The organism is Streptococcus sp. HMSC034E12 (assembly GCF_001835915.1).
Classification (GTDB): domain Bacteria; phylum Bacillota; class Bacilli; order Lactobacillales; family Streptococcaceae; genus Streptococcus; species Streptococcus vaginalis.
In genome coordinates, this window is record NZ_KV826432.1 from 72,415 (window position 1) to 97,954 (window position 25,540).

General features: G+C 38.9%; 23 protein-coding genes and 5 pseudogenes. 26 read left to right on the forward strand and 2 right to left on the reverse strand.

The annotated features are described in order from the left end of the window. The first annotated feature begins 23 nt into the window (after window positions 1-23). From HMPREF2574_RS10795 to HMPREF2574_RS02725, 17 genes and pseudogenes are all read left to right on the forward strand, one after another. Entirely contained in the window at window positions 24-161 is a 138-nt protein-coding gene (locus tag HMPREF2574_RS10795) for a hypothetical protein (RefSeq protein WP_024053217.1), read from the forward strand. A gap of 280 nt (window positions 162-441) precedes the next feature. Next, window positions 442-708 (forward strand): IreB family regulatory phosphoprotein, encoded by a 267-nt coding sequence (locus tag HMPREF2574_RS02660; RefSeq protein WP_009569646.1) that lies wholly within the window; start codon window positions 442-444, stop codon window positions 706-708. Then, a complete protein-coding gene (ruvX, locus tag HMPREF2574_RS02665) occupies window positions 708-1,127 on the forward strand; it encodes a Holliday junction resolvase RuvX (protein WP_003031265.1) in 420 nt (139 codons plus the stop codon). The genes HMPREF2574_RS02660 and ruvX overlap by 1 nt, the downstream gene beginning before the upstream one ends. A 17-nt stretch (window positions 1,128-1,144) precedes the next feature. Continuing rightward, window positions 1,145-1,456 carry a DUF1292 domain-containing protein gene (locus HMPREF2574_RS02670; RefSeq protein ID WP_003027765.1) on the forward strand — a complete coding sequence of 104 codons (312 nt, stop codon included), beginning with the start codon at window positions 1,145-1,147 and terminating at the stop codon, window positions 1,454-1,456. 200 nt (window positions 1,457-1,656) lie between these two features. Then, entirely contained in the window at window positions 1,657-2,898 is a 1,242-nt protein-coding gene (locus HMPREF2574_RS02675) for a bifunctional folylpolyglutamate synthase/dihydrofolate synthase (protein ID WP_024053215.1), read from the forward strand. 46 nt (window positions 2,899-2,944) lie between these two features. Next, window positions 2,945-3,382: an SP_0198 family lipoprotein gene (locus tag HMPREF2574_RS02680; RefSeq protein WP_070812170.1), complete on the forward strand. Its 438-nt coding sequence runs from the start codon at window positions 2,945-2,947 to the stop codon at window positions 3,380-3,382. 394 nt (window positions 3,383-3,776) lie between these two features. Beyond that, window positions 3,777-5,309: a cardiolipin synthase gene (gene cls, locus HMPREF2574_RS02685; protein WP_024053213.1), complete on the forward strand. Its 1,533-nt coding sequence runs from the start codon at window positions 3,777-3,779 to the stop codon at window positions 5,307-5,309. A gap of 62 nt (window positions 5,310-5,371) precedes the next feature. Next, window positions 5,372-5,506 carry a hypothetical protein gene (locus tag HMPREF2574_RS10800; protein ID WP_024053212.1) on the forward strand — a complete coding sequence of 45 codons (135 nt, stop codon included), beginning with the start codon at window positions 5,372-5,374 and terminating at the stop codon, window positions 5,504-5,506. A 54-nt stretch (window positions 5,507-5,560) separates the two neighbouring features. Further along, window positions 5,561-7,102 carry a heme transporter CcmD gene (locus tag HMPREF2574_RS02690; protein WP_070812171.1) on the forward strand — a complete coding sequence of 514 codons (1,542 nt, stop codon included), beginning with the start codon at window positions 5,561-5,563 and terminating at the stop codon, window positions 7,100-7,102. Between the two features lie 106 nt (window positions 7,103-7,208). Beyond that, the gene (nrdD, locus tag HMPREF2574_RS02695) at window positions 7,209-9,419 is read left to right on the forward strand and encodes an anaerobic ribonucleoside-triphosphate reductase (RefSeq protein WP_049508874.1); all 2,211 of its coding nucleotides are present in this window, start codon (window positions 7,209-7,211) and stop codon (window positions 9,417-9,419) included. An 8-nt stretch (window positions 9,420-9,427) separates the two neighbouring features. Beyond that, entirely contained in the window at window positions 9,428-9,568 is a 141-nt protein-coding gene (locus HMPREF2574_RS10370) for a hypothetical protein (protein ID WP_003027756.1), read from the forward strand. 59 nt (window positions 9,569-9,627) lie between these two features. Then, window positions 9,628-10,125, forward strand: a complete 498-nt coding sequence (locus tag HMPREF2574_RS02700) for a GNAT family N-acetyltransferase (RefSeq protein WP_024053209.1) — start codon at window positions 9,628-9,630, stop codon at window positions 10,123-10,125. A gap of 9 nt (window positions 10,126-10,134) precedes the next feature. Further along, window positions 10,135-10,638, forward strand: a complete 504-nt coding sequence (locus HMPREF2574_RS02705; protein ID WP_024053208.1) for a GNAT family N-acetyltransferase — start codon at window positions 10,135-10,137, stop codon at window positions 10,636-10,638. 4 nt (window positions 10,639-10,642) lie between these two features. Continuing rightward, window positions 10,643-11,248, forward strand: coding sequence for an anaerobic ribonucleoside-triphosphate reductase activating protein (gene nrdG / locus HMPREF2574_RS02710; protein WP_003038320.1), 606 nt, complete (start codon window positions 10,643-10,645; stop codon window positions 11,246-11,248). Window positions 11,249-11,362: 114 nt separating this feature from the next. Then, window positions 11,363-12,160, forward strand: a pseudogene (locus tag HMPREF2574_RS02715) (polysaccharide polymerase); the annotation flags it as partial. A gap of 3 nt (window positions 12,161-12,163) precedes the next feature. Continuing rightward, a pseudogene (locus HMPREF2574_RS02720) lies at window positions 12,164-13,348 on the forward strand (flippase); the annotation flags it as partial. After that, window positions 13,342-13,926, forward strand: a pseudogene (locus HMPREF2574_RS02725) (UDP-galactopyranose mutase); the annotation flags it as partial. The pseudogenes HMPREF2574_RS02720 and HMPREF2574_RS02725, both read left to right, overlap by 7 nt. Before the next feature lie 551 nt (window positions 13,927-14,477). Here the strand turns inward: HMPREF2574_RS02725 and HMPREF2574_RS02730 are convergent. Further along, window positions 14,478-15,014: a histidine phosphatase family protein gene (locus tag HMPREF2574_RS02730; RefSeq protein ID WP_024053204.1), complete on the reverse strand. Its 537-nt coding sequence runs from the start codon at window positions 15,012-15,014 to the stop codon at window positions 14,478-14,480. A gap of 151 nt (window positions 15,015-15,165) precedes the next feature. Between HMPREF2574_RS02730 and HMPREF2574_RS02735 the strand changes: the two are divergent. From HMPREF2574_RS02735 to HMPREF2574_RS02745, 4 genes and pseudogenes are all read left to right on the forward strand, one after another. Then, window positions 15,166-16,080: pseudogene (locus tag HMPREF2574_RS02735) on the forward strand (SSURE domain-containing protein); the annotation flags it as partial. A gap of 144 nt (window positions 16,081-16,224) precedes the next feature. Next, a pseudogene (locus HMPREF2574_RS11095) lies at window positions 16,225-16,341 on the forward strand (LPXTG cell wall anchor domain-containing protein); the annotation flags it as partial. 97 nt (window positions 16,342-16,438) lie between these two features. Further along, a complete protein-coding gene (locus HMPREF2574_RS02740) occupies window positions 16,439-17,125 on the forward strand; it encodes a response regulator transcription factor (RefSeq protein ID WP_070242118.1) in 687 nt (228 codons plus the stop codon). 1 nt (window position 17,126) lies between these two features. Beyond that, on the forward strand, window positions 17,127-18,158 hold the full coding sequence (locus HMPREF2574_RS02745) for a sensor histidine kinase (RefSeq protein ID WP_070812174.1): 1,032 nt from the start codon (window positions 17,127-17,129) through the stop codon (window positions 18,156-18,158). Window positions 18,159-18,219: 61 nt separating this feature from the next. On the opposite strand, the gene HMPREF2574_RS02750 is transcribed toward HMPREF2574_RS02745, so the two are convergent. Beyond that, window positions 18,220-18,975 carry a MurR/RpiR family transcriptional regulator gene (locus HMPREF2574_RS02750; protein WP_024053200.1) on the reverse strand — a complete coding sequence of 252 codons (756 nt, stop codon included), beginning with the start codon at window positions 18,973-18,975 and terminating at the stop codon, window positions 18,220-18,222. Window positions 18,976-19,137: 162 nt separating this feature from the next. Here HMPREF2574_RS02750 and HMPREF2574_RS02755 point away from each other — a divergent pair, with 162 nt between their 5' ends. From HMPREF2574_RS02755 to HMPREF2574_RS02775, 5 genes are all read left to right on the forward strand, one after another. After that, window positions 19,138-20,829 carry a PTS transporter subunit EIIC gene (locus HMPREF2574_RS02755; protein WP_070812175.1) on the forward strand — a complete coding sequence of 564 codons (1,692 nt, stop codon included), beginning with the start codon at window positions 19,138-19,140 and terminating at the stop codon, window positions 20,827-20,829. 2 nt (window positions 20,830-20,831) lie between these two features. Beyond that, window positions 20,832-21,614: a Cof-type HAD-IIB family hydrolase gene (locus HMPREF2574_RS02760; RefSeq protein WP_003071357.1), complete on the forward strand. Its 783-nt coding sequence runs from the start codon at window positions 20,832-20,834 to the stop codon at window positions 21,612-21,614. Window positions 21,615-21,693: 79 nt separating this feature from the next. After that, window positions 21,694-24,339, forward strand: coding sequence for a DNA polymerase I (polA, locus tag HMPREF2574_RS02765; RefSeq protein WP_070812176.1), 2,646 nt, complete (start codon window positions 21,694-21,696; stop codon window positions 24,337-24,339). A 167-nt stretch (window positions 24,340-24,506) separates the two neighbouring features. Beyond that, a complete protein-coding gene (locus HMPREF2574_RS02770) occupies window positions 24,507-24,944 on the forward strand; it encodes a CoA-binding protein (protein ID WP_070242163.1) in 438 nt (145 codons plus the stop codon). After that, window positions 24,945-25,439: a kinase gene (locus HMPREF2574_RS02775; protein ID WP_024053196.1), complete on the forward strand. Its 495-nt coding sequence runs from the start codon at window positions 24,945-24,947 to the stop codon at window positions 25,437-25,439. Window positions 25,440-25,540 lie beyond the last annotated feature (101 nt).

The following is a 25,540-nucleotide window of genomic DNA, read 5'->3' on the forward strand; positions in this document are numbered from 1 at the left end:
TTAAAGTTACAATCAATATTGATATGAGCAAAATCAACCTTGATGAAGCATCAAAACTGGATACATATGGCTCTATGTTTTCAACTATTAAAAATTTAACAACCAAACAATATATTGAATCTGTCAAAGCAGCTGGAGCTAAAGAAGTTGCAAATCCATGATTTTATAGGTGTATAATGAAACAAAAAGAGGCTGGGACAAAAATCCTTAACCTCGGCAGATTTTTATGAGTTTCTTGCAAGTTGCAGTGGTTGAGTGAGTTCTATGCGGTTGATAAATCAACCGTTACAGCCCTACTCAACTGTGCGGGGGTGGGACGACAAAATCAAATTTCTTCGAAATTACCGATTTTTGTCCCACTCCCTTTTTCAACACCTTTCATTTGTGAAAAGTCTTGAAATGTGCTATAATATAGGTATTCTAGTGAAAGAAGGTGTAATTGTGGGATTTACAGATGAGACAGTACGTTTTAATCTTGATGATTCAAACAAAAAAGAGATTAGTGAAACATTGAAAGATGTCTATGTGTCGCTGAATGAAAAGGGCTATAACCCAATCAACCAAATCGTAGGATACGTACTTAGTGGTGATCCTGCGTATGTACCTCGCTATAATAATGCACGAAATCAAATTCGTAAATATGAACGTGATGAGATTGTAGAAGAATTAGTTCGTTATTATTTGAAAGGGCAAGGCATTGATCTCTAATGAGAATTATGGGGTTAGATGTTGGTTCAAAAACAGTCGGTGTCGCGGTTAGTGATCCACTTGGTTTTACAGCTCAAGGACTTGAAATTATTCCTATTGATGAAGAAAAAGGGGAATTTGGTTTTGATCGTTTAAGTGAGCTTGCAAAAGAATATAAGGTTGAGAAGTTTGTTGTAGGACTACCTAAAAATATGAACAACACAAGCGGACCACGTGTAGAAGCAAGTCAAGCTTATGGTGCTAAGATTGAGCAATTATTTCATTTGCCAGTTGAATACCAAGATGAGCGTCTAACAACGGTAGCTGCGGAGAGAATGCTGATCGAGCAAGCGGATGTGAGTAGAAAGAAGCGAAAAAAAGTGATTGATAAGCTCGCAGCGCAGCTCATATTGCAGAATTATTTAGATCGAAATTTTTAATAAATAAAGGAGAAAACATGGCACACGATCATAACCATGACCATGAACACGAAGAGCGTGAATTGATTACGCTAGTAGACGAGCAAGGGAATGAAACTTTGTTTGAAATTCTCTTGACCATTGACGGAAAAGAAGAATTTGGTAAAAACTATGTTCTCTTGATTCCAGCTAGCGCAGAAGAAGATGAAAATGGCGAGGTAGAAATTCAAGCCTACTCGTTTACTGAAAATGAAGACGGAACAGAGGGTGACCTCCAACCAATTCCAGAAGATTCAGATGCTGAATGGGATATGATTGAAGAAGTTTTCAATAGCTTTATGGAAGAATAAAAATTGCGTACACTAGCTTTTCGTATTACAAACAATGAAGAGATTGAAAGGCTGTGTGAATAGTTATTTTTATGGTATACGAATGAGTGGTTGGTTAATTCCCATGTGGAGCAAGAGTTCCAGCCATTCAAGTGAATTGTGGGGTGTGACATGAACCAAAGTCTGGTTCTGTTTCACTCCCTTTTTGCTGGGAGAAGAATATGAATGAAATTGAAACGTGGCTAGAGAGTCGCATTGGTTTAAATTTTCGCTCTGGTTTAGAGCGAATGAGACAGGCTATAAGTCTTTTGGATCATCCCGAAGAAAATTATCCCATTATTCATGTGACAGGAACGAACGGAAAAGGCTCAAGCATTGCTTTTATGAGTCAATTATTTGCAGAGCATAAAAAGAAGGTGGGAACCTTTACGTCACCTCATATGGTAAGTGTTCATGACCGGATTTGTATCAATCAAAAACCCATTTCCGATGAAGACTTCACTCGACTGGGACGCCAAGTTCAGGAAATGGAAAGACAGCTTCGACAAACACATGACCCACTTTCTTATTTTGAAATTTTAACCCTTATAGCTTTATTGTATTTCGAAGAAGAGCAGGTAGATGTGGCTTTAATTGAGGTGGGAATTGGTGGACTTTTAGATGCAACAAATGTAGTGATAGGAGATGTTGCGGTTGTAACGTCTGTAGGATTGGAACATCAAGAAACATTAGGAAACTCCATAGTAGCAATTGCGGAGCAGAAAGCAGGGATTTTTAAGGAGAAAAAAGTGGCTGTCATCGGACCGCTGACTGAAGAAGCGAGAAGAGTTTGTGAACTGTGTGCGAAAAAGCTAGATGTTGTTTTGTACGAATATGGCAGAGATTTTTCGTTTTCAAAAGGACAATTTTTCAGCTCAGATGTGAATATTCCTCATCTAAAGTTGAGCCTAGTAGGTACTTATCAAGAAGAAAATGCCACTGTTGCTTTGCAAAGTTTTCTTTTATTTATGAAACAGCAAAATTGGCAACCACAAGTGAAATGGATACGAAAAGCTCTGCAAGAGACACATTGGGCAGGGAGGCTGGAATATTTTGAGCGAGGAATTTATCTGGACGGGGCTCACAATTTACCAGCTTTATCCCGTTTGGTGGAGTTTATTCTCCAGCAAGAACGGCAAGAAATCTTTCTCTTATTCGGTGCTTTGAAACGCAAAAATTATCAGGGGATGCTGTCTTATCTTCAGCAGGAATTGCCTCATGTGCAGTTGTTCGTAACGACTTTTGAGGATGACGGTGCAATAGATAAGCAGAATCTTACAACCGAAACCTACGTTTCCTCTTACCGGGAGTTTATCGAACAATTCATTAAAAGCGCTAATGACAATCAGCTCCTTTTTGTAACAGGTTCTCTTTATTTTATTGCGGAAGTTCGTGCTTTTCTTTTGGAGAAAGAAATTGACTGATTAGAATGGTGAATGGCATAATAGAAATGTAGATAAAGGAGGGGAAATGGCACATTTAAAGAAATTCAGCTACGTCACATTTTTTCTGATAGGACTTATCATTTTGACATCGTGTACCAAGTCTAACCAAACTTCACCGTTCTCTCAATCTGTCTCAAGCAGCCAATCAACTACAGTCTCAAGTGAGAGTAGTGTTTCGCCAACTATTGCAGAAAATTCGTCAGAAAAATTAGACGGTACTTATAGAGGCATGGACGAAGAAGATGAGATTACTTTGGTTATCAAAGGAAATAGTGGTACGTGGACAGAAAAAGAGCCAAACGGTAAAGAGAAAGTAAAACAGGTGAGCATTGATCCGACAAATCAGCGAATGACGATTGGTGATGACATTGAGCATTATATGATTGATGGCAAACAGTTAACGATTGAGGATATTGAGCAAGAAAATAGAGAAAATGATACAGTTGTTTTAACGAAGCAATAACTTGTCTAATGTTGGTGCAAAATTTCTTGATAAAAATTTGATATAAGCTTGCGAAAACTAGGACGCGTTAGGCTTTAAGTTTATTGATTCATACAAGTCGATATGAGAAGCTGCATTTGTTTTAGCGAATTATTCACAAAGGGGCTTGCTTCATGAACTTTATCTGTTGCTTCTAACCGCTTTCTAAATTGGTAGTGGACAACAATCAGTATTCTAGTTAAAATGTAGAGATAGGGGGTAGGAGTGAAAGTGGCTGGTTACGAACCACAACTTTTCTTTTACTCTTTTTTGCTCTAATGAAAAAATACTTTGAATATCGAAGAATGAGTAATTCTGGCTTGATTTATTAGGTATTCCCCGTTATACTAGTACTAAATAAAAACAGGGAGAGAACATGAATTTTAGGAAATTTCAGCTATTGATGTCAAAATATGGTTTTAGCATCATTATTATGGCGCTAGAACTGGCACTTGTTTTTTGGTTTTTCTTTTGGCTTGGTCGCTGGATGCCTACTTTATGGATTGTCTTTGTGATTTTCTTCAGTCTGGCAACGATTTTAGCGATTGTCAATCGTTCAATGACACCGGAAAGTAAAGTAACTTGGCTCTTGGTAGCGTTTGTTCCAGTCATTGGCCCCTTGCTTTATTTGATGTTTGGCGAGCGCCGATTGTCTAGAGGTGAACTGAAACAGCTAAAAAATATGGATCAGATGAAATTTCGTGAGGACAATAGCTATGAGTTGCGGTTATACTTGAAAAAAACAGATAAATCAGCTTACGGGATTATCAAGTCGCTTCTCAGCATGGATCATAATGCGGATGTTTACGATGGCACGGAATCGCAATTTTTCCCTTTGGGAGAAGAGATGTTCCAGAAAATGCTGGAAGATTTACGCAAAGCAGAAAAATTTATTTTTTTGGAATATTACATTGTGGAAGAAGGTATCATGTGGAATAGTATTTTGGATATTCTGCGTGAAAAGGCAGCCCAAGGTGTGGAAGTGAAAATGCTCTATGATGACATTGGCTGTATGGCAACTCTTCCGGGAGATTATACCAGCCGATTGCAGGCTATGGGGATTGACGCTCATAAGTTTAACAAAGTGATTCCGCGGATGACGGTGGCTTATAATAATCGAGATCATCGGAAAATCCTCGTCGTTGACGGGCAGATTGGCTATACTGGTGGTATTAATCTGGCAGATGAATACATCAATCACATCGAGCGATTTGGTCACTGGAAAGACGGTGGGATTCGTCTGAACGGGCGCGCTGTAAAAGCCTTGACACGGCTGTTTCTGATGAACTGGTATATCAACCGTGGGAAAATCAGTGATTTCGATCGCTATCATTTGGACAACAAAGCTGTAGATGCGTCAGGGCTCTATATTCCGTATGGAAGCGGACCGAAGCCCATGTATAAAGCTCAAGTGGGTAAAAATGTCTATCAAAATATAATCAGCCAGGCGACAGATTATGTGTATATTGCCACGCCGTATTTAATCATTGATTATGATTTGACGGAAGACATCAAAAATGCTGCTATGCGGGGGGTAGATGTCCGCATTGTGACACCTTATATTCCGGATAAAAAAATCATTCAGCTTATTACGCGAGGAGCTTATCCTGATTTAATGGCGGTTGGGGTTCGGATTTATGAGTATACACCGGGCTTTATTCACAGTAAGCATGTAGTGGCTGATGATGATTTTGGTGTTGTCGGAACAATCAATTTTGATTATCGCAGCTTAGTTCATCACTATGAAAATGCTGTTTTGATGTATAAGACGCCTTCTATGTTTGACTTGAAGCGAGATTTTGAGAAATTGTTTGAAACCTCACAAGAAATACATGAAGATACCATTAAAAACACCTGGTATCAACGCTTGATTAAAGAAATTGTCGAATTATTTGCACCGATGCTATAAAATTTCTCTTGTAATGAGAGGAATTTTTCTTTTTTACGAATAATCTAGTAAAAGGAGGCAGAATGGTTATCGATTTAACAAGTGAAGAAAAGGAATTTTTGAAAGAGTATGTGGCTGTAAGTTATCATCGTTTTCGAGAATTGGAATACTACACTTTACTTTTGAAAAAGATGCAGAACCTGTCAGAATCAAGCTGACAGATAGGGAAGATTTTGATATACTAGATAAGACTGATATCAAGGAGAATCTTTATGTACGATACAATGCCTGAACAAGAGATGAAAGAGACAGTAGTAGAGACGCTTCACGAAGAGAACGAGAAAAAATCGGTTTTTATAGAGCCAACGTCGACTCCTTTTGTCGTTTTATTTTTGTGGAGCTTATTATTGAGCGTTTTAAGTGTTGCCAATCCATTTTTGACCAACCTTTCTACTAATCTGCAATCTCAAAATTTATATGCAGGTTGGGCAATGGCGCAAGGGCAGGTTATTTATAGAAATATTTATGGAACGAGTGGTCTGCTTTATTATCTAGCTAATTGGGTGGGTAGTCTCTTTATGGGCAATATTTTCTTTGTGGCAATGCAATGCTTGGCTTTGTTTGTTGCAGGAATTTATCTGTTTAAAATCGTATATCAATTAACGGCTGTAAAAAACACTTCTATCAAAATCCTTTCTTTATTCTATTGTTTGACGCTCGCTTTAGGCTGGGGCGGCTTATACTCTAGTATTTTTGCTTTCCCATTTGTCTTTGGATCGCTGTACTTTCTGATGCGTTATGTGACAGGAGAAGCAAGCGACAGAGGTTTTATTGGCTTTGGAGCACTTGGTGCGCTGATCTTTATGATTGATCCGGTGACGAGCCTTGTATTTTATTTGGTGACTTTCCTTGCTCTGCTAGTTTATAATATTTGGGCAAAGAAAAAAGCGCACGGTCTGTATCAATTATTTGCCATTTTGGTAGGATTCTCGCTTGTATTTTATCCGCTAGGTTATTATACGGTTTTGAATGGCAGTTTTGGGCTTGCCATTAGTCAGATTCTTTATCCTTGGGATAGCTTGCATTTTTCAGGGTCGCATTTATTGTACAATGGTTTGCTTTATGGAGGACTTATTATTGGACTTGGTATAGTTGTGACTTGGGTGAGAAGTTTTTCATTGCCAACGAATTCTTTAGAACGATTTCTACAACTCTTTAGTTTTTTAGCCTCTATCTTTCTTGTTGTGTTTGTTTTCTTTTTGCCAGATCGGGGAGCCTCTCAACTGTTGCCGATTTTGCCATTTTTTATAGTTCTAGTCAGTATGTGGCTTGGAAAGCAGTCATTCCATAGAGGTGGAAGGCACAGTAGAGTTCAAAAATCTTCGTCTGCTTTCGGAACTTATATTACAAAGAATGCTTTTTTACCGCTTTTAGCCATGATTTACTTAATTGGTTTTCCGTTTGTCAATCAGTATGTTTTATCGACAGGCGAAACAAGTGAGCGTATTTCTGCGGCAAATTATATCAAGAGCAAATCAAAGAATACTGATAAAATCTATGCTTGGGACACAACGGCAGCTCTCTACCAAGCGAGTGGGCGCCTATCTGCGGTACCGATTTTAACCCCTAGCTTGTACCAAGGAACAGATGAAAATCAAATGTCCCTAGTGAATAACTTGAAAGAAACGCCTCCAACTTATATTTTGGTCAACGATCAAGTGTCTCTTCTGCAAGATATCAAAAAACAATTAAAAGAAAATTATCAGCAGACAGACCTAAAACTCAATCATTTCAAGCTCTATAAGTTGAAATAAAAAATCAATATCTTGTGTTTAAAATAAAATTTAAAGTTTTTCACCACAAGATATTGATTTTTTTTATTGGAGTGATATAATATGTTTTATACGAATGGAGGAGCTCATGATTGCATTAAAAGAAGAAACAGTACAAGGATTTGCTGATATTTATGTAGAAAAACGTGACGGTCGTCGTGTGGCGTTTGACGCAGACAAGATCTACAAAGCTCTTGTCAAGGCTAGCCAAGAAGTAACGACGATGACTCCGTTGTTAGAAGCAAAACTTGAAGGTATTACCAATAAAATCGTAGCAGAAGTGATTTCACGTTTTCCTGCGGGTGTTAAAATCTATGAAATTCAAAATATCGTGGAGCACGAATTACTGAATGCCAATGAATACGCCATTGCAGAAAGCTATATTACTTACCGCACACAACGTGATTTTGCGCGCTCAAAAGCAACAGATATTAACTTTACAATCGGAAAATTGCTTAACAAAGACCAAGCAGTTGTCAATGAAAATGCCAATAAAGATAGCGATGTTTTCAACACCCAGCGTGATTTGACGGCGGGAATTGTTGGGAAATCGATTGGTTTGCAAATGCTGCCACCACATGTGGCAAATGCACACCAAAAAGGAGACATCCACTATCACGATTTGGATTACAGTCCTTATACACCGATGACGAATTGCTGTTTGATTGATTTTAAGGGCATGTTGGCAAATGGCTTTAAGATTGGAAATGCTGAAGTCGAAAGTCCAAAATCCATTCAAACAGCGACTGCGCAAATCTCTCAAATTATTGCAAACGTAGCTTCTAGTCAATATGGTGGTTGCTCTGCTGACCGAATTGATGAAGTTTTAGCGCCTTATGCTGAAAAAAATTATGAAAAACATTTGAAGGATGCGCGTGAATGGGTGCTTCCTGAAAAGCAAGAAGAGTTTGCCTGGACAAAGACTAAAAAAGACATTTATGATGCCATGCAATCTTTGGAGTATGAAATCAATACCTTGTTTACATCAAATGGACAAACGCCATTTACCTCACTTGGCTTTGGGCTTGGAACCAATCGTTTTGAGCGTGAAATTCAAAAAGCTATTCTTCAAATCCGCATCAAAGGTCTTGGCTCTGAGCACCGTACAGCCATCTTCCCTAAATTGATTTTCACGTTGAAGCGTGGATTGAATTTAGAACCCGGTAGTCCAAACTACGACATTAAGCAGTTGGCCTTGGAATGCGCTACGAAGCGGATGTATCCGGATGTCTTGTCTTACGACAAGATTGTGGAATTAACGGGTTCTTTCAAAGTTCCAATGGGTTGCCGTTCTTTCTTACAAGGTTGGAAAGATGAAAATGGTCAAGAAGTCAATTCTGGTCGTATGAATCTTGGGGTTGTAACTGTCAACCTTCCAAGAATTGCCCTCGAATCTGAAGGTAATATGGATAAATTCTGGGAAATCTTCAATGAACGGATGAACATTGCTGAAGATGCCCTTGTCTATCGTGTGGAACGTACAAAAGAAGCAACGCCAGCTAATGCTCCTATCCTTTATCAATATGGCGCTTTTGGGCAACGTCTTGGTAAATATGACAAGGTAGATCAACTCTTTAAACATCGTAGAGCTACGGTTTCTCTCGGCTATATCGGTCTGTATGAAGTAGCGACTGTCTTTTATGGTGGTGAATGGGAACATAACCCAGAAGCTAAGAAATTTACAGTAGATATTGTTCGTGAAATGAAACGCCGTGTCGAAGAGTGGTCTGACCAATATGATTATCACTTCTCAGTTTACTCTACACCGTCTGAAAGTCTGACAGATCGCTTCTGTCGTCTGGATACAGAAAAATTTGGTCTTGTGAAAGATATTACAGATAAGGAATACTATACTAATAGCTTCCACTATGATGTTCGGAAGAATCCGACACCGTTTGAAAAGTTAGACTTTGAAAAAGATTATCCAGCAGCGGGTGCGTCGGGGGGCTTTATCCACTATTGTGAATATCCTGTTTTGCAACAAAATCCAAAAGCGCTCGAAGCTGTTTGGGACTACGCTTATGACCGCGTGGGCTATCTGGGAACCAATACTCCGATTGACCATTGTTATAAGTGCGATTTTGAAGGGGATTTCACGCCAACAGAACGTGGATTTACTTGTCCAAACTGTGGCAATAGCGATCCTAAGACAGTTGATGTTGTCAAGCGAACTTGTGGTTATCTTGGAAATCCTCAAGCCCGTCCGATGGTAAATGGACGTCACAAGGAGATTTCAGCTCGTGTTAAACACATGAATGGTTCAACAATCAAGTTCGAAGGACATCATGTAGAAAAGTAGGAACTTTCATGGGAAAATATCAATTAGACGATAAAGGAAAAGCACAAGTGGCACGCTATCATGAAAAGCATTCCAAAGGCGGAGTCAATAAAAAAGATCGTGTTGCAAATTTGCGAGAACAATTCTTACAAAAAACAAAGAAAAAATAGGAGAAAGAGTGAGGTTTGCATGAAGCTAGTCTCACTCTCTTTCTATCAAGGTGAGAAAAATGGAATTAAGACGACCAAGATTAGAAGATAAAGAGGCGGTGATAGACCTCATACTAGAATTTGAAAGGTCGAATGCTGCACACGATGGCGGTTTTTGGGACAAGGAAAATTTCGTTTATGAAGATTGGATTGCTGGAAACCAAGATGCGGAAATGGGTCTCAATATTCCTAATACATGGGTGCCGGCTATACAGTTTGTTGCCTTTGATAAAGGACAGGCTGTTGGCTTTCTAAATTTACGCTTGCGTCTGAATGAACATTTACGCGGACATGGCGGTCATATTGGTTATAGCATTCGTCCAACTATGCAGGGGAAAGGCTATGCGACCGCTATGTTGAAAGAAGGGCTTCTTGTCGCTGCTTCAAAGAATATCCACCGAGTGCTAGTTACTTGTGCGGAGGACAATTCTGCTAGTAGGGCAGTTATTTTAAAAAACGGGGGCATATTAGAAGACATCCGACAGGGCACCGAACGCTATTGGATAGATTTGAATTAGGAGTAATTTATGGAATTACGAAGACCAGAATTGGCAGATAAAGAAGCGATACTTGAAATGATTGCAGAATACAAAGAGCAGGGGCTTCTCATGAATGGCGGTGTAGAAAGCACTTGGGCATATGCAGAAAATTACGAAGATTGGTTGCAAATCAATCGTGATCAAGAGGCAGGACTGAATTTGAAAGAAGGGCGTGTTCCAGCTATTTTGTTTGCTTCCTTTGCAGATGATCGTGCATTAGGTTTTTTAGGGCTTCGTATGACACTAAATGATTTTTACTTAGAGTTGGGCGGGCATATTGGCTATGGCATTCGGCCTAGTGAGCGGGGGAAAGGGTATGGTAAACAACAATTAGCCTTGGCTTTACTTGAAGCCAAAAAATTAGCGCTCTCTCCCGTTCTGATTACTTGCGATATGGATAATGCTGCTAGTCGAGCAGTGATTTTGGCCAATGGTGGAGTGTTGGAAGATGTACGAGCTGGGAAAGAGCGTTATTGGATAGAGTTGGGGTAGAAAAATGACATGGAATACACCGAAGCCAGGTGAGTGGAAAAGTGAAGAGTTAAGCAAGGGGCGTATTATTGACTATAAAGCCTTTAATTTTGTGGATGGTGAAGGGGTGCGTAATTCCCTCTATGTCAGCGGCTGCATGTTTCATTGTGAGGGCTGCTACAATGTAGCGACCTGGTCGTTCAATGCCGGGATTCCTTATACGCAAGAGCTGGAAGAGCAAATCATGAAAGATTTGGCTGAGCCCTATGTTCAAGGACTGACCTTGCTAGGAGGAGAGCCTTTTCTGAATACTGGGATTCTCTTGCCCTTAGTCAAGCGTATTCGACGAGAGTTGCCTGACAAAGATATTTGGTCTTGGACGGGCTATACATGGGAAGAAATGATGCTGGAAACACCAGATAAACTTGAACTTCTTAGTCTCATTGATATTCTGGTAGATGGCCGTTTTGATAAGGCAAAACGAAATCTCATGTTGCAATTTCGAGGTTCCTCTAATCAGCGTATTATTGATGTACAAAAGTCTCTCAAAGCTGGAAAAGTGATTATTTGGGATAGATTGAATGATGGCACAGAAAGTTTTGAGCAGGTTAATCGAGATAAAACAGAATAAATTTGAACCAAGGTAGGAATTGATTGTTCCTACTTTTTTGTTGTTTAAAATGTAATGGCGAAAGATTGCATTGAAAACGCATTTATAATTTAAAGTTTTTGTAATTCTTAAAGAATGTTTGTATTTTTATCTTTTCTTGGTATAATTCCCAATTTACAATTTGTCCAAGAGCGCTTATCAGGAACTGTTGTACGAAATTCATTTGGTTTTATTTATCCAACAGACTTTGCTTCTCATTGTTTTTATCTTTTTCTAGCTATTTCTTATTTGTTAAAAGATAAAATAATATGGATACGTAGTATTATAGGTCTTCTTCTTTCTTATTTTGTTCTTAAATATTGTGATGCTCGTTTAAATGCTCTCTCTATTTTTATTGCTACATTAATCTTTTTATTTTTTTATTATATGAAGAATACGAAGCTGAAAGTTTATGCTATTTTACCCTTTTCTGTTCCAATTTTATCTTCATTAATGTATTATTTAAGTTCGCGGTTTACTTGGGCAAGTCCATTTTATGTATTGGTGAATAATTTAATGAGTATGAGACTGCATTTAGGTAAAGAAGCTCTATCAAAATATGATTTACATTTATTTGGAACAAAAGGGATTCAATTTATTGGATATGGAGGTTCGACAGAATCGGTTTACAGTTATAATTATGTGGACTCTTCTTATATACAAATGCTATTTACCTATGGCATATTTCCATTAATTATACTTATTATTTTATATGTTCTACAGTCTTGGAAGTCATATAAACAAGGGAATTATTTGTTGTTAGCAATTTTATCTTTGGTATCCGTAAACTGTATGATTGAAGCATTTTGGATTCGACCATCCTATGATATATTTATGTATATAATGTTTGCTTCAATTACTTTTCCAAAAAAGGAAAGTGAACTTGAGGATTAATACATGAAAATATTAAAAAATTACGCTTATAACTTCTCCTATCAGTTACTGGTCATCATCCTTCCGATACTGACTACTCCATATGTAACACGGATTTTCTCGTCTGAGGATTTAGGAACTTATGGTTATTTTAATTCAATTGTGACCTACTTCATCTTACTAGCAACTTTAGGAGTAGCGAATTATGGTACGAAAGAGGTTTCTGCAAATCGAAAGAATATTCAGCCGACTTTCTGGGGAATATATAGTTTGCAAGTAGTTGCAGCATTTATTTCTATAGTTCTTTATCTTCTTCTTTGTTGGAGTGTTCCAAGTATGCAGAATCCTGTTGCTTACATTTTAGGATTGAGCTTGTTGTCAAAAGGCCTTGATATTTCTTGGCTTTTTCAAGGTTTGGAAGATTTTCGTAAGATTACCATTCGGAATATTACAGTTAAACTTTTAGGGATCCTATCAATCTTTTTATTTGTGAAAACACCAAATGATTTATATTTATATGTTTTTCTTTTGACAGGATTTGAACTACTTGGTCAGCTCAGTATGTGGTTGCCAGCGAAGGAATTTATTGGGAAACCACATTTCGATGTTGTACATGCAAAAGAACATTTAAAACCAGTTATTCTATTGTTTTTACCTCAAATTGCCATCTCGCTATATGTGACGCTGGATCGAACTATGCTAGGCGCTTTATCTTCAACTAAGGATGTGGGAATTTATGATCAAGCCTTAAAAATCATAAATATATTACTAACAATTGTAACTTCTCTTGGCAGTGTGATGCTTCCTCGTGTTTCAAGTTTGCTGTCTTCAGGTGATTATAAAGCAGTTAATAAAATGTATGAAATGTCTTTCTTGATTTATAATTTGATTATTTTCCCAATTATTGCAGGGATGTTAATTGTAAATAAAGATTTTGTCAATTTCTTTTTAGGGAAGGACTTTCAAGAAGCACGAGTGGCTATTGAGATTATGATTGCACGGATGTTCTTTATTGGTTGGAAAAATATTATGGGAATTCAGATTTTAATACCTCATAATAAAAATCGAGAGTTTATGTTGTCAACTACAATTCCTGCTTTTGTAAGCGTTGGATTAAACTTACTTTTAATTCCTTCTTTGGGATTTATTGGAGCGTCAATTACATCGGTTCTGACAGAGGCACTCGTTTGGGTTATTCAATATTACTATTACGTTTAACTTTTGATAATAATTACTTCAACGACCGTTATCAAGGAATTCCAATCGGTGGTTATAATGTTATCGTTGAAAATATGCTTGAAGGTGTTGAAGTTGAGCTTGGAGTAGATTTTTTTGTCAATCGCAAAGAGTTGGAAGCATCTGCTGATAAGATTGTCTTTACAGGTATGATCGACCAATATTTTGATTATAAGCATGGTGAATTGGAATATCGTAGTCTTCGTTTTGAGTATGAAGTTTTAGATGAAGAAAATCATCAAGGGAATGCAGTCATCAATTATACAGAGCGTGAAATTCCTTATACTCGTATCATTGAACACAAACATTTTGAATATGGAACACAAGAAAAAACAGTTATCACGCGAGAATATCCAGCTAATTGGAAGCGTGGAGATGAGCCATATTATCCAATCAATGATGAGAAAAACAATGCTATCTATAATAAGTATTTAGAAGAAGCAAAAAAGAACGATAATGTTATCTTTTGTGGGCGTTTAGCCGATTACAAATATTATGATATGCATGTGGTTATTGAACGAGCTTTGGAAGTAGTGGAGAAAGAATTCTAAGATAGAGTCAACTAATTTTCATTATTTTCTTGGTTTAACTTTATTCTATTTTTCCACCTAACCCTAGCACACGAATGAAGCTTTCGCATTTTAGGAAAGTGTCTCATTTGCGTGCTTTTTTTGATGCTCAAAAAGAGACAAAAATATATAGACAAATGGTTTGAAAACAGGTATAACTATCTTTATCTTAAAATGAAAGTATGTGGGAGGGATTGTATGGACTAAGAACATCTTTTGTGGATAACGATTAGTTCATATTATTATTTCTATTTAGTTTATTGTCTGGTCGTAGACAAGAGATTGTTTCGTGAGATTCGAGAGACAAATTTTCGACCGATTGATGAGCATGTTTCGATGTCAGAAACAAACACTTTTGGACGGGGAGTAATGCATTTTCATGGAAGAAACGAACGCGAAAGAAACTGTATAAGAGTTTGAGGTGATTGGAAAATCATTTGTCAAATAAAAATTCCTAAACTAAATAGGAATGGTTTAGGAGTTTCACTAGTGAAAAAATAATTTGTGACTGATAGATAAAGTTGATTCGGATCTTACTGCAAGTATACTTTGTCATCTTTTAATATTAAAATAGCGGGCATGGGCAGTTGTTTCCAAAAATCATAATGGATTTGTCCATCAAAATAGCTGAGCAGGATACAAATCAGATTGCCGTGAGAACTGATGATGATGTGTTCATCTTGGTGATTTTCTTCTAATTTTTGCAGAAATGCTAGAGCTCGTTTTTGAGCCATGAGGTTCGATTCGCCACCCGGTAGAGAACTGTCAGGATTTTGCCAAAGTTGCTTGAGTGTAGTTTCAAATGTTTGGTCGGAAACCTGCTGACTGCTTAGTTTTCGTTCAATCAATCGCTTATCAAGTTGAATCGGAAGCCCAAAGGTTAGTGCCAAAGGCTCAATCGTTTCAATTGCTCGTTGGTAAGGACTAGAATAAATAGCAGAGATTGGCTTATTCTCTAGTATTTTTAATTGTGAGAGGGAAGCGAGTCCCTTTTGTGACAAAGGGCGTGTCCATTCGTCAGGTGTGTAAGTCGAATGTGCATGGCGGACAAAATAATAGGTGTTGTTCATGTAATCTAGTATATCACAACATGTGAAAATTCTATAAATAAGCAAGAAATAATGCTTATTTAAGAAAAACTTTAACTTTGTCTTACGGATAGTTAATAAGAGCTTGGTAAACTTTAATCAACCATTAAAAATAATCAAAGGAGTAAATAATATGGTTGACAAAAATCATCGTTCAAATAATGAAAAATATACAAAATGGTCTATCCGTCGGTTAAGTGTAGGTGTTGCTTCCGTAGTTGTGGCAAGTGGATTCTTTATTCTTATTAGTAATCCGGTAAATGCCCAAGTTGGTGCGCAAAACAAGGTGGTGACAACAACCCCTTCAAATAGTTCGACAGACTCTGGTAAATCCATACTTGATTCGAAAGTAGGGCAAACAGAAAGCCCGTCAGCTGAAAAGAAAGGAACACCAAGTACAACAAAACCCTCACAAGACTTGTCTGGCAAAACAACTCAAACACCAGATAAAAAGGTGCAAGAAAAACAAGAAGTTACAGAAGAAAACAAAGTAGGCAAGTCCGTCGCGGAAGCTGCGAAAAAAATCCAAAAGGCGTCAGAAACAGTTGCAAAAGAAACAGCTTCAAAAGCGCAAGAAGATCCAACTCTTGCTCAAGCTAAGCAATCTGTAACGGACAATATCAAGGGCAGTACAGATGTTCCGGCTTCTTTCCTAGCCAATGCGAACCACCCTGGTCCCTTTACAGCAGGGGTGAATGAAGTCATTCCGTACGAACTCTTCGGTGGTGATGGGATGTTAACACGTCTCTTGTTGAAATCCTCAGACGGCGCCTTATGGTCAGATAATGGTAAAGCAAACCATGCAGGTATCCTACCACTTGCAGGTTTAGGAAAGGGGCAATATTTCTATCAAGTCTCACTAGATGGTAATGCAGCAGGTGAACAGGATAAAGCTTTATTAGACCAACTAAAAGCTAATGGTACGCATTCTTATAAAGCGACTGTTACAGTGTATGGAGCAACCAAAGATGGCAAAGCGGACTTGAAGAATGTCATTGCGACGAAATCTGTGACGATTAACCTAAAAGGTGAAAAGAAAGCGGACTCTAAAGGACAATCTCAACAAGGTCAAAATGATCAGGCACAAAACCAAGGTAAAAAAGCAGATTATGACGGAAGCAAGCATTCAAATAAAGGTGGAACACCTTCTGCGACATCTTCAAAAGGTGGACAAGCTACAGCAAGCAAAAAATCGCTTCCTAATACAGGTCAAAAATCCTCTCTTGGCTTGACAGTCCTAGGACTTCTTGGATTAAGTGCAGCAGCTATTTTAGCACTTGTTGGCATGAAACGCAGAGAAAAGAAGTAATTCTCGCATTTGTGAGCAATAACGCTTGAATCAAGTATAGAAATAGTGTTATACTTTTTCGTGGTATAACACTATTTTTCACAATAGAGGTAAGAAAATGACGAAGAGGATTTTGTTAGTAGATGATGAAGTAGAGATTACCGAGATTAACAAGCGTTATTTAACACAGGCAGGTTATGAAGTCAATGTGGCGCATGATGGGCAGGAAGCTTTGGAGCTTTTTAAGAAATATCCGATTGATTTGATTGTCACCGATATTATGATGCCCAACATGGACGGGTATGATTTGATTGGCGAAGTGCAGTATCTTGCTCCGGAGCAACCTTTCCTTTTTATCACTGCTAAAACATCTGAACCGGATAAAATTTATTCCCTCAGTATGGGGGCGGATGATTTTATTACCAAACCTTTCAGTCCGCGGGAGTTGGTGTTGCGGGTGCATAATATCTTGCGGCGCATTCACCGCAGTGTGGGAGCAGATGAAAAACTCCAACTAGGGGATTTAGAGATAAATCATGCAACGCGCGAAGTGACAGTGCACGGACAATCATTGATGATGACCATTAAATCTTTTGAGTTGCTATGGATTTTGGCCAGCAATCCTCAGCGGGTCTTTTCTAAGACAGAATTGTATGAGAAAGTCTGGCAAGAAGATTTTGTAGATGATACAAATACGTTGAATGTTCACATTCATGCCTTGCGGCAAGATTTAGCAAAATACAGTACAGAAAAAACACCCACGATTAAGACCGTCTGGGGCTTAGGGTATAAGATAGAGGTTTAAAATGAAATTAAAACACTTTATTATTGTGGGATACCTCATTTCCACAACGATCACGGTTGTTGCAATCATCTGGTCTGTCAACACCATGCTGATTTCAAAAAGTGATATTTATTTTATTATTGGTATTAGCATTCTGGCTAGTATTACAGGGGCATTGGTTAGCCTTTTGCTGTTGAGCCGTGTCTTTCTTTCTTTGGATAAATTAAAACAACTCATAAAAGGAATCTCTGACAAGCAATTTGAAACGGTGAATACAATTAAAAACCCAACAGAATTTAAAGAGCTGGCAGATGTCTTTAATAATATGTCAAGAAACTTGCAAAGTACCTTTACTTCGTTGGAAGAAAGTGAGAAGGAAAAGGGTTTGATGATTGCTCAGCTTTCACATGATATTAAAACGCCTTTGACATCTATTCAAGCAACTGTTGAAGGAATGCTAGACGGTGTGATTGCGGCAGATGAGCAGCAGTATTATCTCAAAACCATCAGTCGGCAGACCGATCGGTTGAATAAGCTGGCCGAGGAGCTAAGTTTTATCACTCTGAATACGATGAATCAGCCAGATGTACCGCTTGAAAAAGAAGAGATTTTCCTTGATAAGCTCTTGATTGATATTATGTCGGAGTTTCAATTGGTGATTGATAAAGAAGACCGAGATATTCAGATTTCAGTACAGCCAGAATCAGCAAAAATTATCAGCAACTATGATAAACTCTCGCGGATTATTCTCAATCTTGTCAGCAATGCTTTTAAGTATTCAGAAGCAGGCACTAAGCTTACTATTGATGCGGCGGTTGACAATAAGCGCTTGACTTTAACGGTGGCAGATGAAGGTCAGGGCATTAAGTCAGAGGATTTGGAGAAAATATTTAAACGACTTTATCGGGTAGAATCTTCTCGCAATATGAAAACTGGCGGGCACGGTCTAGGGCTCTATATTGCACGTGAATTAGCACGCCAATTGGGTGGTGATATTTTCGTGCAAAGTGAGTATGGACAAGGTAGCAGTTTTTCGCTTGTATTAGATTTATAAAATGAAAGTGAGATAGACTAGAAAAATGAACATTTCCGGTTTATCTCACTCTTTGTTTTTATTAGTTTGTTTGTTGCTCAGCTAGAATGACTTCAAAGAGAAGATTTCCAACTAAATTGAACATTAGGCGTGAGCGTAGTTTTTCGCGCTTTTTAGGTGCATCGTAGATAAAGATCATGTGGTCGCTGATTTTAGCAAGGAGATGATTTCCTAAAGTGGTGATTGTAAGAACAGTTGCCCCTTGTTCTTTTGCCTGTAAGATACTGTGGTTGACGTCTTTATTGCTGCCACCGAGTGAAAAGACGATAATCACATCTTTTGGCGTAGCAATGTCTTTAATCCGGTCAATGCTGTATTGCTCAAAGTAGTCATTGGACCAGATGTTAATGAGTTTCAATTTTCGATTGAAGTCGGTCATAGCCATGTAGCTAGAGCCAACACCAATGCAGAAAATCCGTCGGGCAGCCAAAATTTTTTGTGCAAAGATTTGAAAGTCTTTTTCGGACAAGATAGAAATGGTATGTGCGAATTCAACTTGAATTTGTTCTTTCATTTGTTCAAAAGAGGACGCTACGGATTTCGCTTGATCTTTTTTGAGTTCTTTTGATAAGCGTAAATCATAGCGCAATTCGTTATAGGTTTGATAGCCTAATTTCTTACAAGCACGGATGACGGTTGATGAAGAGATAAACAGTTCATTGGCAATTGTCTTTAGTGTAATCGTCTCTACTTCTTCTTGTCGCATGAGATAATCAATGACCTCTTGTTCATTTACAGACAATCTGTCATAGTGCTGTTTTAAATTTTTTAGAAACATAAAGCCTCTTTTCTAAAGTATCGTTTTTAGTAAAACGTTTTCTGCTTAGTAAAATTTTACCGAAATAGTCAAAATTATGCAAGATAGAAACTTCTTTTCAAAAAAACGTTTTCAAGTTTATTTCTGCTAAAATGAAAACAGAAAAACACAAGGAGCAAAAAGATGAAAGAGAAGAATAAATTTATCTCTGTTTTTGAGCAATTTGGACGCTCATTCTTACTCCCTGTTTCGGTTTTGCCGGGTGCGGGGATTATCCAAGGTATTGGTACAGCCTTTACCAACGAAAACACGCTGAAGATGTTTCCTTTCTTGAACAATGCTATTTTTCAGTTTGTCATGAAATTTTTCATTGCGCTTGGTGGTACAGCTTTTAGCAACTTGCCTGTTATTTTTGCAGTCGGAGTTTCAGTTGGTCTTGCAAAACGGGAAAAAGGATCGGCAGCTTTATCTGGCCTGTTAGGTTTTCTTGTTTTGCACAACGTTTTGAATTTCTTGTTGAAAATCAGTGGAAGGCTAGTCAATACTGCTAACTTATCAAGCGGTGCAGCCAAACTTGCCCTGTCAAATGCCATGCAGACAAAAGTCCTCGGGATTCAAACCATGGACCTCAGTGTGTTTGGAGGGATTATCGTTGGGGTTTCTGTCTACTTCATTCATAAATGGGCGGTCAAGCAAGAATTGCCAACGATGATTGGTTTCTTTAGTGGACCGCGTTTTGTACCGATTGTTACCATGGTAGCGATGTCCTTTGTAGCCGTTGCAATCTTCTTTATCTGGCCAACCATTCAAGCAGGTATCAGTGCAGTTTCTATCCTCGTTTTGAAGTCAGGTCCGATTGGCACTTTCTTATATGGATTGATTGAGCGGGCTCTCTTGCCGTTTGGTTTACACCATGGCCTCAACTGGCCGGTTCGTACGACAGAGCTTGGTGGCTCATGGACAATTGGTGGGAACCATGTCGTCGGTACTGTTAATGCCTATCTTGCTTCTTTAGCGGATTCTTCGATCAAGTCTATTGACCCATCTATTACGCGTTTCAATGGTGGTAAATTTGTTTACTTCATGTTTGGTCTTTCTGGTGCTGCTTATGCTATGTACAAGGCAGCTTCTCCAGAAAAACGCAAAGTAGCAGGTTCGCTTCTCTTTGCAGCAGCCGGAACTTCATTCTTGACTGGTATTACAGAGCCAATCGAATTTACTTTCCTTTTTGTGGCACCAATGCTTTACGCTGTGCACGCTGTTTTGGCAGGTTCTGCTTTGTTTGTTATGCACATGCTGGGTGCTGGTGTAGCAACTCCTACTGGACATGGTTTCATTAACCTTGTAATCTACGGTGTGTTGCAAGGACCTAAAACGCACTGGTGGCTCGTCTTCTTAGTAGGTATCCCTTATTTCTTCCTTTATTACTATGTCTTTAAATTTATGATTTTGAAATTCAACTTTAAGACTCCAGGTCGAGAAGATACGAATGAAGTCAAATTGGCAAGTAAGCAAGAAGCGCGTGGTAAATATGGCTTGAAGATTCAAAATGTCGGTCAATCTGCACCACAAGACACTACTCCGGTAAAGCAAGCCGGAGGAAAAGAACTGAGCAAACAAGAAAAAACACATCAGCAAGCACTTGGGTTGATTGCGGCTCACGGTGGTCCAGAAAATATCGTGGATGTCAATGCTTGTATCACTCGTTTGCGGATTGATGTCAAAGACAAGTCAAAAGTTGACAAAGATACGATTATTAAGAAATACGATGCACTCGGCTTTGCTGAAAATGGCATGCAAATGCAATCTATCTACGGCGCTTATGCCAATGTTCTCAAAATGGAAATCCAAGACATTCTAGGTTTAGAGGAATAGCCATGGCACATAAGATTTTATGTGTAACAGATTTAGACGGAACTTTTGTGAAAGATTCCGTCGATGTCAGGCCAGAAGATTTACAAGCCTATCAGCGGCTGATGCAGTATAGTGATTTTGCCATTGCCACAGGACGATCTGTTAAAGAGATAAACTATCTTGTGCAAAGAAATCACCTTCAACTGAAATATGCAATTGGTTTTAACGGCGCCATGATTGTTGAGCAAGGCAATCTCTTATTTTCTCAACCGCTGGAGCAGGAAAATGTAATAGATTTACTTGCCTATATCCAACAAGAAAAACTGATTTTCGATGCGCTAGATGGCGAAGAGAGAATCGGAAATTTTGACCATGAAGACAAGCGCCGGTTATGGAACATGCCCATTCTTTGCTTAGACGATCCTTATGACCTTGTCTGCGAACGGCAGATTTATAAATTCAACATTCGACCCGAAGTATCAAAAACAGCTTCCTATGTGCAGACATTAAAAGAACAGTTTTCTCATTTGGAAGTTTATCAATCGGGTGGGACACGAATAGAAGTGACGGCTAAGAATGTTTCAAAGGGAAGTAGCTTACAGTCTTTGAAAACTCACGATCAACTAGTTGTGACGTTTGGTGATTCAGGGAATGACATTTCGATGTTTGAAAAATCCGATCTTTCCTACTGTATGGCACATGCTCCGAAGGCTGTCCAAGAAGCAGCTACGTATGTAGTGGATCACTTTGCAGATGCGGTGAAACATTTGGAAAAGTTGTTGTATCAAAATAGTATAAAGGCTTAAGAAAATTTTCTTAGGCTTTTTGTGTGCTACCACTATCCTTAATCAAAAAATTTTTTTGGTTTCATGTTATAATAAACCTATGGAAAACAAGAATAAATTACTGTTGATTGACGGCTCGTCCGTCGCTTTTCGTGCTTTTTTTGCACTGTATAATCAAATTGACCGTTTTAAGAGTCCGTCTGGGCTTCACACTAATGCCATTTACGGCTTTCATCTTATGTTGAATCACTTGATAGAACGTGTACAGCCGACTCATATCTTGGTGGCATTTGATGCGGGGAAGACCACCTTTCGGACAGAGATGTATGCTGATTACAAGGGCGGTCGGGCTAAAACACCAGAGGAATTTCGTGAACAGCTGCCTTTTATTCGCGAAATGCTAGATAAGTTGGGTATTCGCTATTATGATTTGGAACAGTATGAGGCAGATGACATTATCGGTACTTTGGATAAAATGGCTGAAAACACAGCTGTTCCTTACGATGTGACAATCGTGAGCGGAGACAAGGACTTGATCCAGCTGGCCGATGATAATACTATTGTGGAAATTTCTAAAAAAGGTGTGGCTGAGTTCGAGGAATTTACACCAGCCTACCTCGTGGAAAAAATGGGAATCACACCCACACAATTTATTGATCTTAAGGCTCTTATGGGTGATTCTTCGGACAATATCCCTGGTGTGACGAAAATCGGTGAGAAAACGGGACTCAAGCTCCTCTTGGAATATGGCTCTCTGGAAGGCATTTATGACAACATTGACCAAATGAAGCAGTCTAAGATGAAGGAAAATCTTATCAATGATAAAGAGATAGCTTTCTTGTCTAGAACACTTGTTACCATTGATACCCAAGCTCCCATCGAAATCGATTTGGAAGATATCCTCTATCAAGGTCCGAATATCAAACAATTAAGCAGATTCTATGATGAAATGGGCTTTAAGCAATTTAAGCAAGCGCTGGAAGCGGAAGTAGAGCCAGAAGAGGCGGCTGACATTGCTTTTGAGGAAGTGACGGAAGTCCGTCCAGAAATGCTCAGTAAAGATGATTTTTTCTACTTTGAAATGTTGGGGGACAATTACCACATAGACGAGATGGTGGGCTTTGCGTGGGGAAATGCACAGCAGATTTATGCCAGTCAGGACATCAACCTTTTGCATCAACCAGCTTTCAAAGAGTTTCTGGGAAACACAGCCCTCAAGGTTTATGATTTTAAACGCTCTAAAGTTTTGCTCAGTCGCTTAGGCATTGAGCTTTCGCAACCATCGTTTGACAGCCGTTTAGCTAAGTACCTTCTTTCAACCGTTGATAACAATGAAATCGTAACAATTGCTGGTCTTTATGGCAAGACCAAACTCGCCGAAGATGAGGCGGTTTATGGGAAAGGCGCTAAGCGGGCACTGCCTGAAAAAGCTATTTTATTGAGCCATTTAGCCAGAAAAGTCACAGTTCTCATTGAAACGGAAAAGCCTATGACAGACTTGCTGCGCCAGCATGACCAGCTAAATCTGCTGTATGAAATGGAGCAACCTTTAGCCTTTGTACTAGCTAAAATGGAAATTGCTGGTATCAAGGTAGAACGCGAAACATTGCAAACCATGCAGATTGAAAACGAGAGAATTCTGACTCGGCTAACTCAGGAAATCTATGACTTAGCAGGGGAAGAGTTTAATATCAATTCGCCTAAACAGTTGGGAGGCATTCTCTTTGAAAAACTAGGTTTGCCAACGTCTTTTACTAAGAAAACCAAAACGGGCTACTCTACGGCAGTAGATGTATTGGAACGTTTGGCACCAATCGCGCCAATTGTGGAAAAAATTCTGGACTATCGGCAAATTGCTAAGATTCAATCAACCTATGTCACGGGACTACAGGACTGGATTCTAGCAGACGGAAAGATTCACACTCGCTATCTTCAAGATTTGACTCAGACAGGACGATTATCAAGTGTTGACCCTAATCTGCAAAATATCCCAATCCGTCTAGAGCAAGGTCGCTTGATTCGGAAAGCTTTTGTGCCAGAGTGGGAGAACAGTGTCTTACTTAGCTCTGATTATTCGCAAATTGAGCTGCGGGTTTTGGCGCATATTTCAGGCGACAAGCATTTAATTGAAGCTTTCAGACATGGAGCTGATATTCATACTTCAACAGCCATGCGGGTTTTTAATATCGAAAGACCAGAAGATGTGACACCAAATGACCGCCGCAATGCCAAAGCTGTCAACTTTGGTGTTGTCTACGGAATTTCTGACTTTGGACTTGCCAACAATCTGGGGATTAGCCGTAAGGAAGCGAAGTCCTATATTGATACTTATTTTGAGCGCTATCCAGGTATCAAGAATTATATGGAAAATGTAGTGCGAGAGGCACGAGACAAGGGCTATGTAGAAACTCTCTTTCACCGTCGTCGGGAGATCCCAGATATCAATTCTCGTAACTTCAATGTTCGAGGATTTGCAGAACGGACGGCAATCAATTCGCCAATTCAAGGCTCAGCCGCAGACATTCTTAAAATTGCAATGATTCGACTGGATCAAGCTCTGATAGATGGGAATTTTAAAACCAGAATGCTATTGCAAGTTCATGACGAAATTGTGCTGGAAGTACCCGAAAACGAACTGACCGCTATCAAAACGTTGGTCAAAGACATCATGGAATCTGCCATTGAACTTTCTGTTCCCTTGAAAGCGGACGAAAGCGCAGGCAAGACCTGGTATGAAGCAAAGTAGAATCAAAAGTACCCAAAAGAGGGATATTATTCTGATTTTTTAGCTGTGCTCAGTTCAGATAAGGAACTCTCAAAGCAGGTACATTCAACTTTATAAAGTATTTGTGTTTCTGATTCAAAAAGGAGTAGCATAGCTCACGATACATGAAAGATTACGGAGAAAAGTTTATGACCTATCATTTCAAAAATCCCAGCGACGGGATTGTCAAGTATTATTTAGAAAATAGCAAGGTGATTGCGGTTGTTGGTTTGTCAGATCGAGAAGAGGCAACCAGCCACCGTGTATCCAAGGAGATGCAAGAACGGGGCTATCGGATTGTTCCGGTCAATCCGCGAGCAGCTGGTGGGGAAATTCTAGGTGAAACCGTGTATGCCAATTTAAAAGACATTCCTTTCTCGGTGGATATCGTCGATGTTTACCGTCGCAGCGAGTTTTTGCCAGATGTGGCGCGTGATTTTCTAGAAGCGGATGCTGGGATTTTCTGGGCACAATTAGGCTTGGAAAATGAAGAAGCCGAGCAAATCCTTCGTGCAGCTGGGTACGATGATCTTGTCATGAACCGCTGTATCAAGCGGGAGCATACCCGTCTGATTTTAGGAGAGTAAATGGCAACGTTGGTGATTATCAGAGGCAATTCTGGTTCAGGAAAAACAAGCCTGGCAAAGAAATTGCAAGAGTATTATGGACGAAAGACACTTGTCATCTCTCAAGATGTCGTTCGCCGTGACATGCTAAAAGAAAAAGTCGAGTCGGATAATCTGTCAATCTCTTTGACGGCAACCATTGCCCGTTATGGCTATGAGCGAGATTTGTTGGTGATCGTTGAAGGATTTTATGAAACAGATATTTACGGGCAAATGCTAGAAGAACTGCGTGCTCTCTTTTATCCAAAAGTTCTGTCTTACTATTATGATTTGACTTTTGAAGAGACAGTTCGTCGCCATCAAACAAGGAGCAAGAAAGTAGATTTCAGTCCAGCTGACATGAAACGTTGGTGGAAAGAATGTGATTTCTTAGGTTGGGAAGTAGCAACTTTTACAGATCAAGATTCGCTGAAAGATGCCTTTCAAGAAATTTCTAAAAAAATCAATTTGTTCTAAAAAATTAAGTTTGGTTTAAGCTAACTTGGTTATACTATATTTATCAAATGAAGACCTCCTAACTTTGTTTGATAGAAATCCTAAACTTTTTCATAATAATC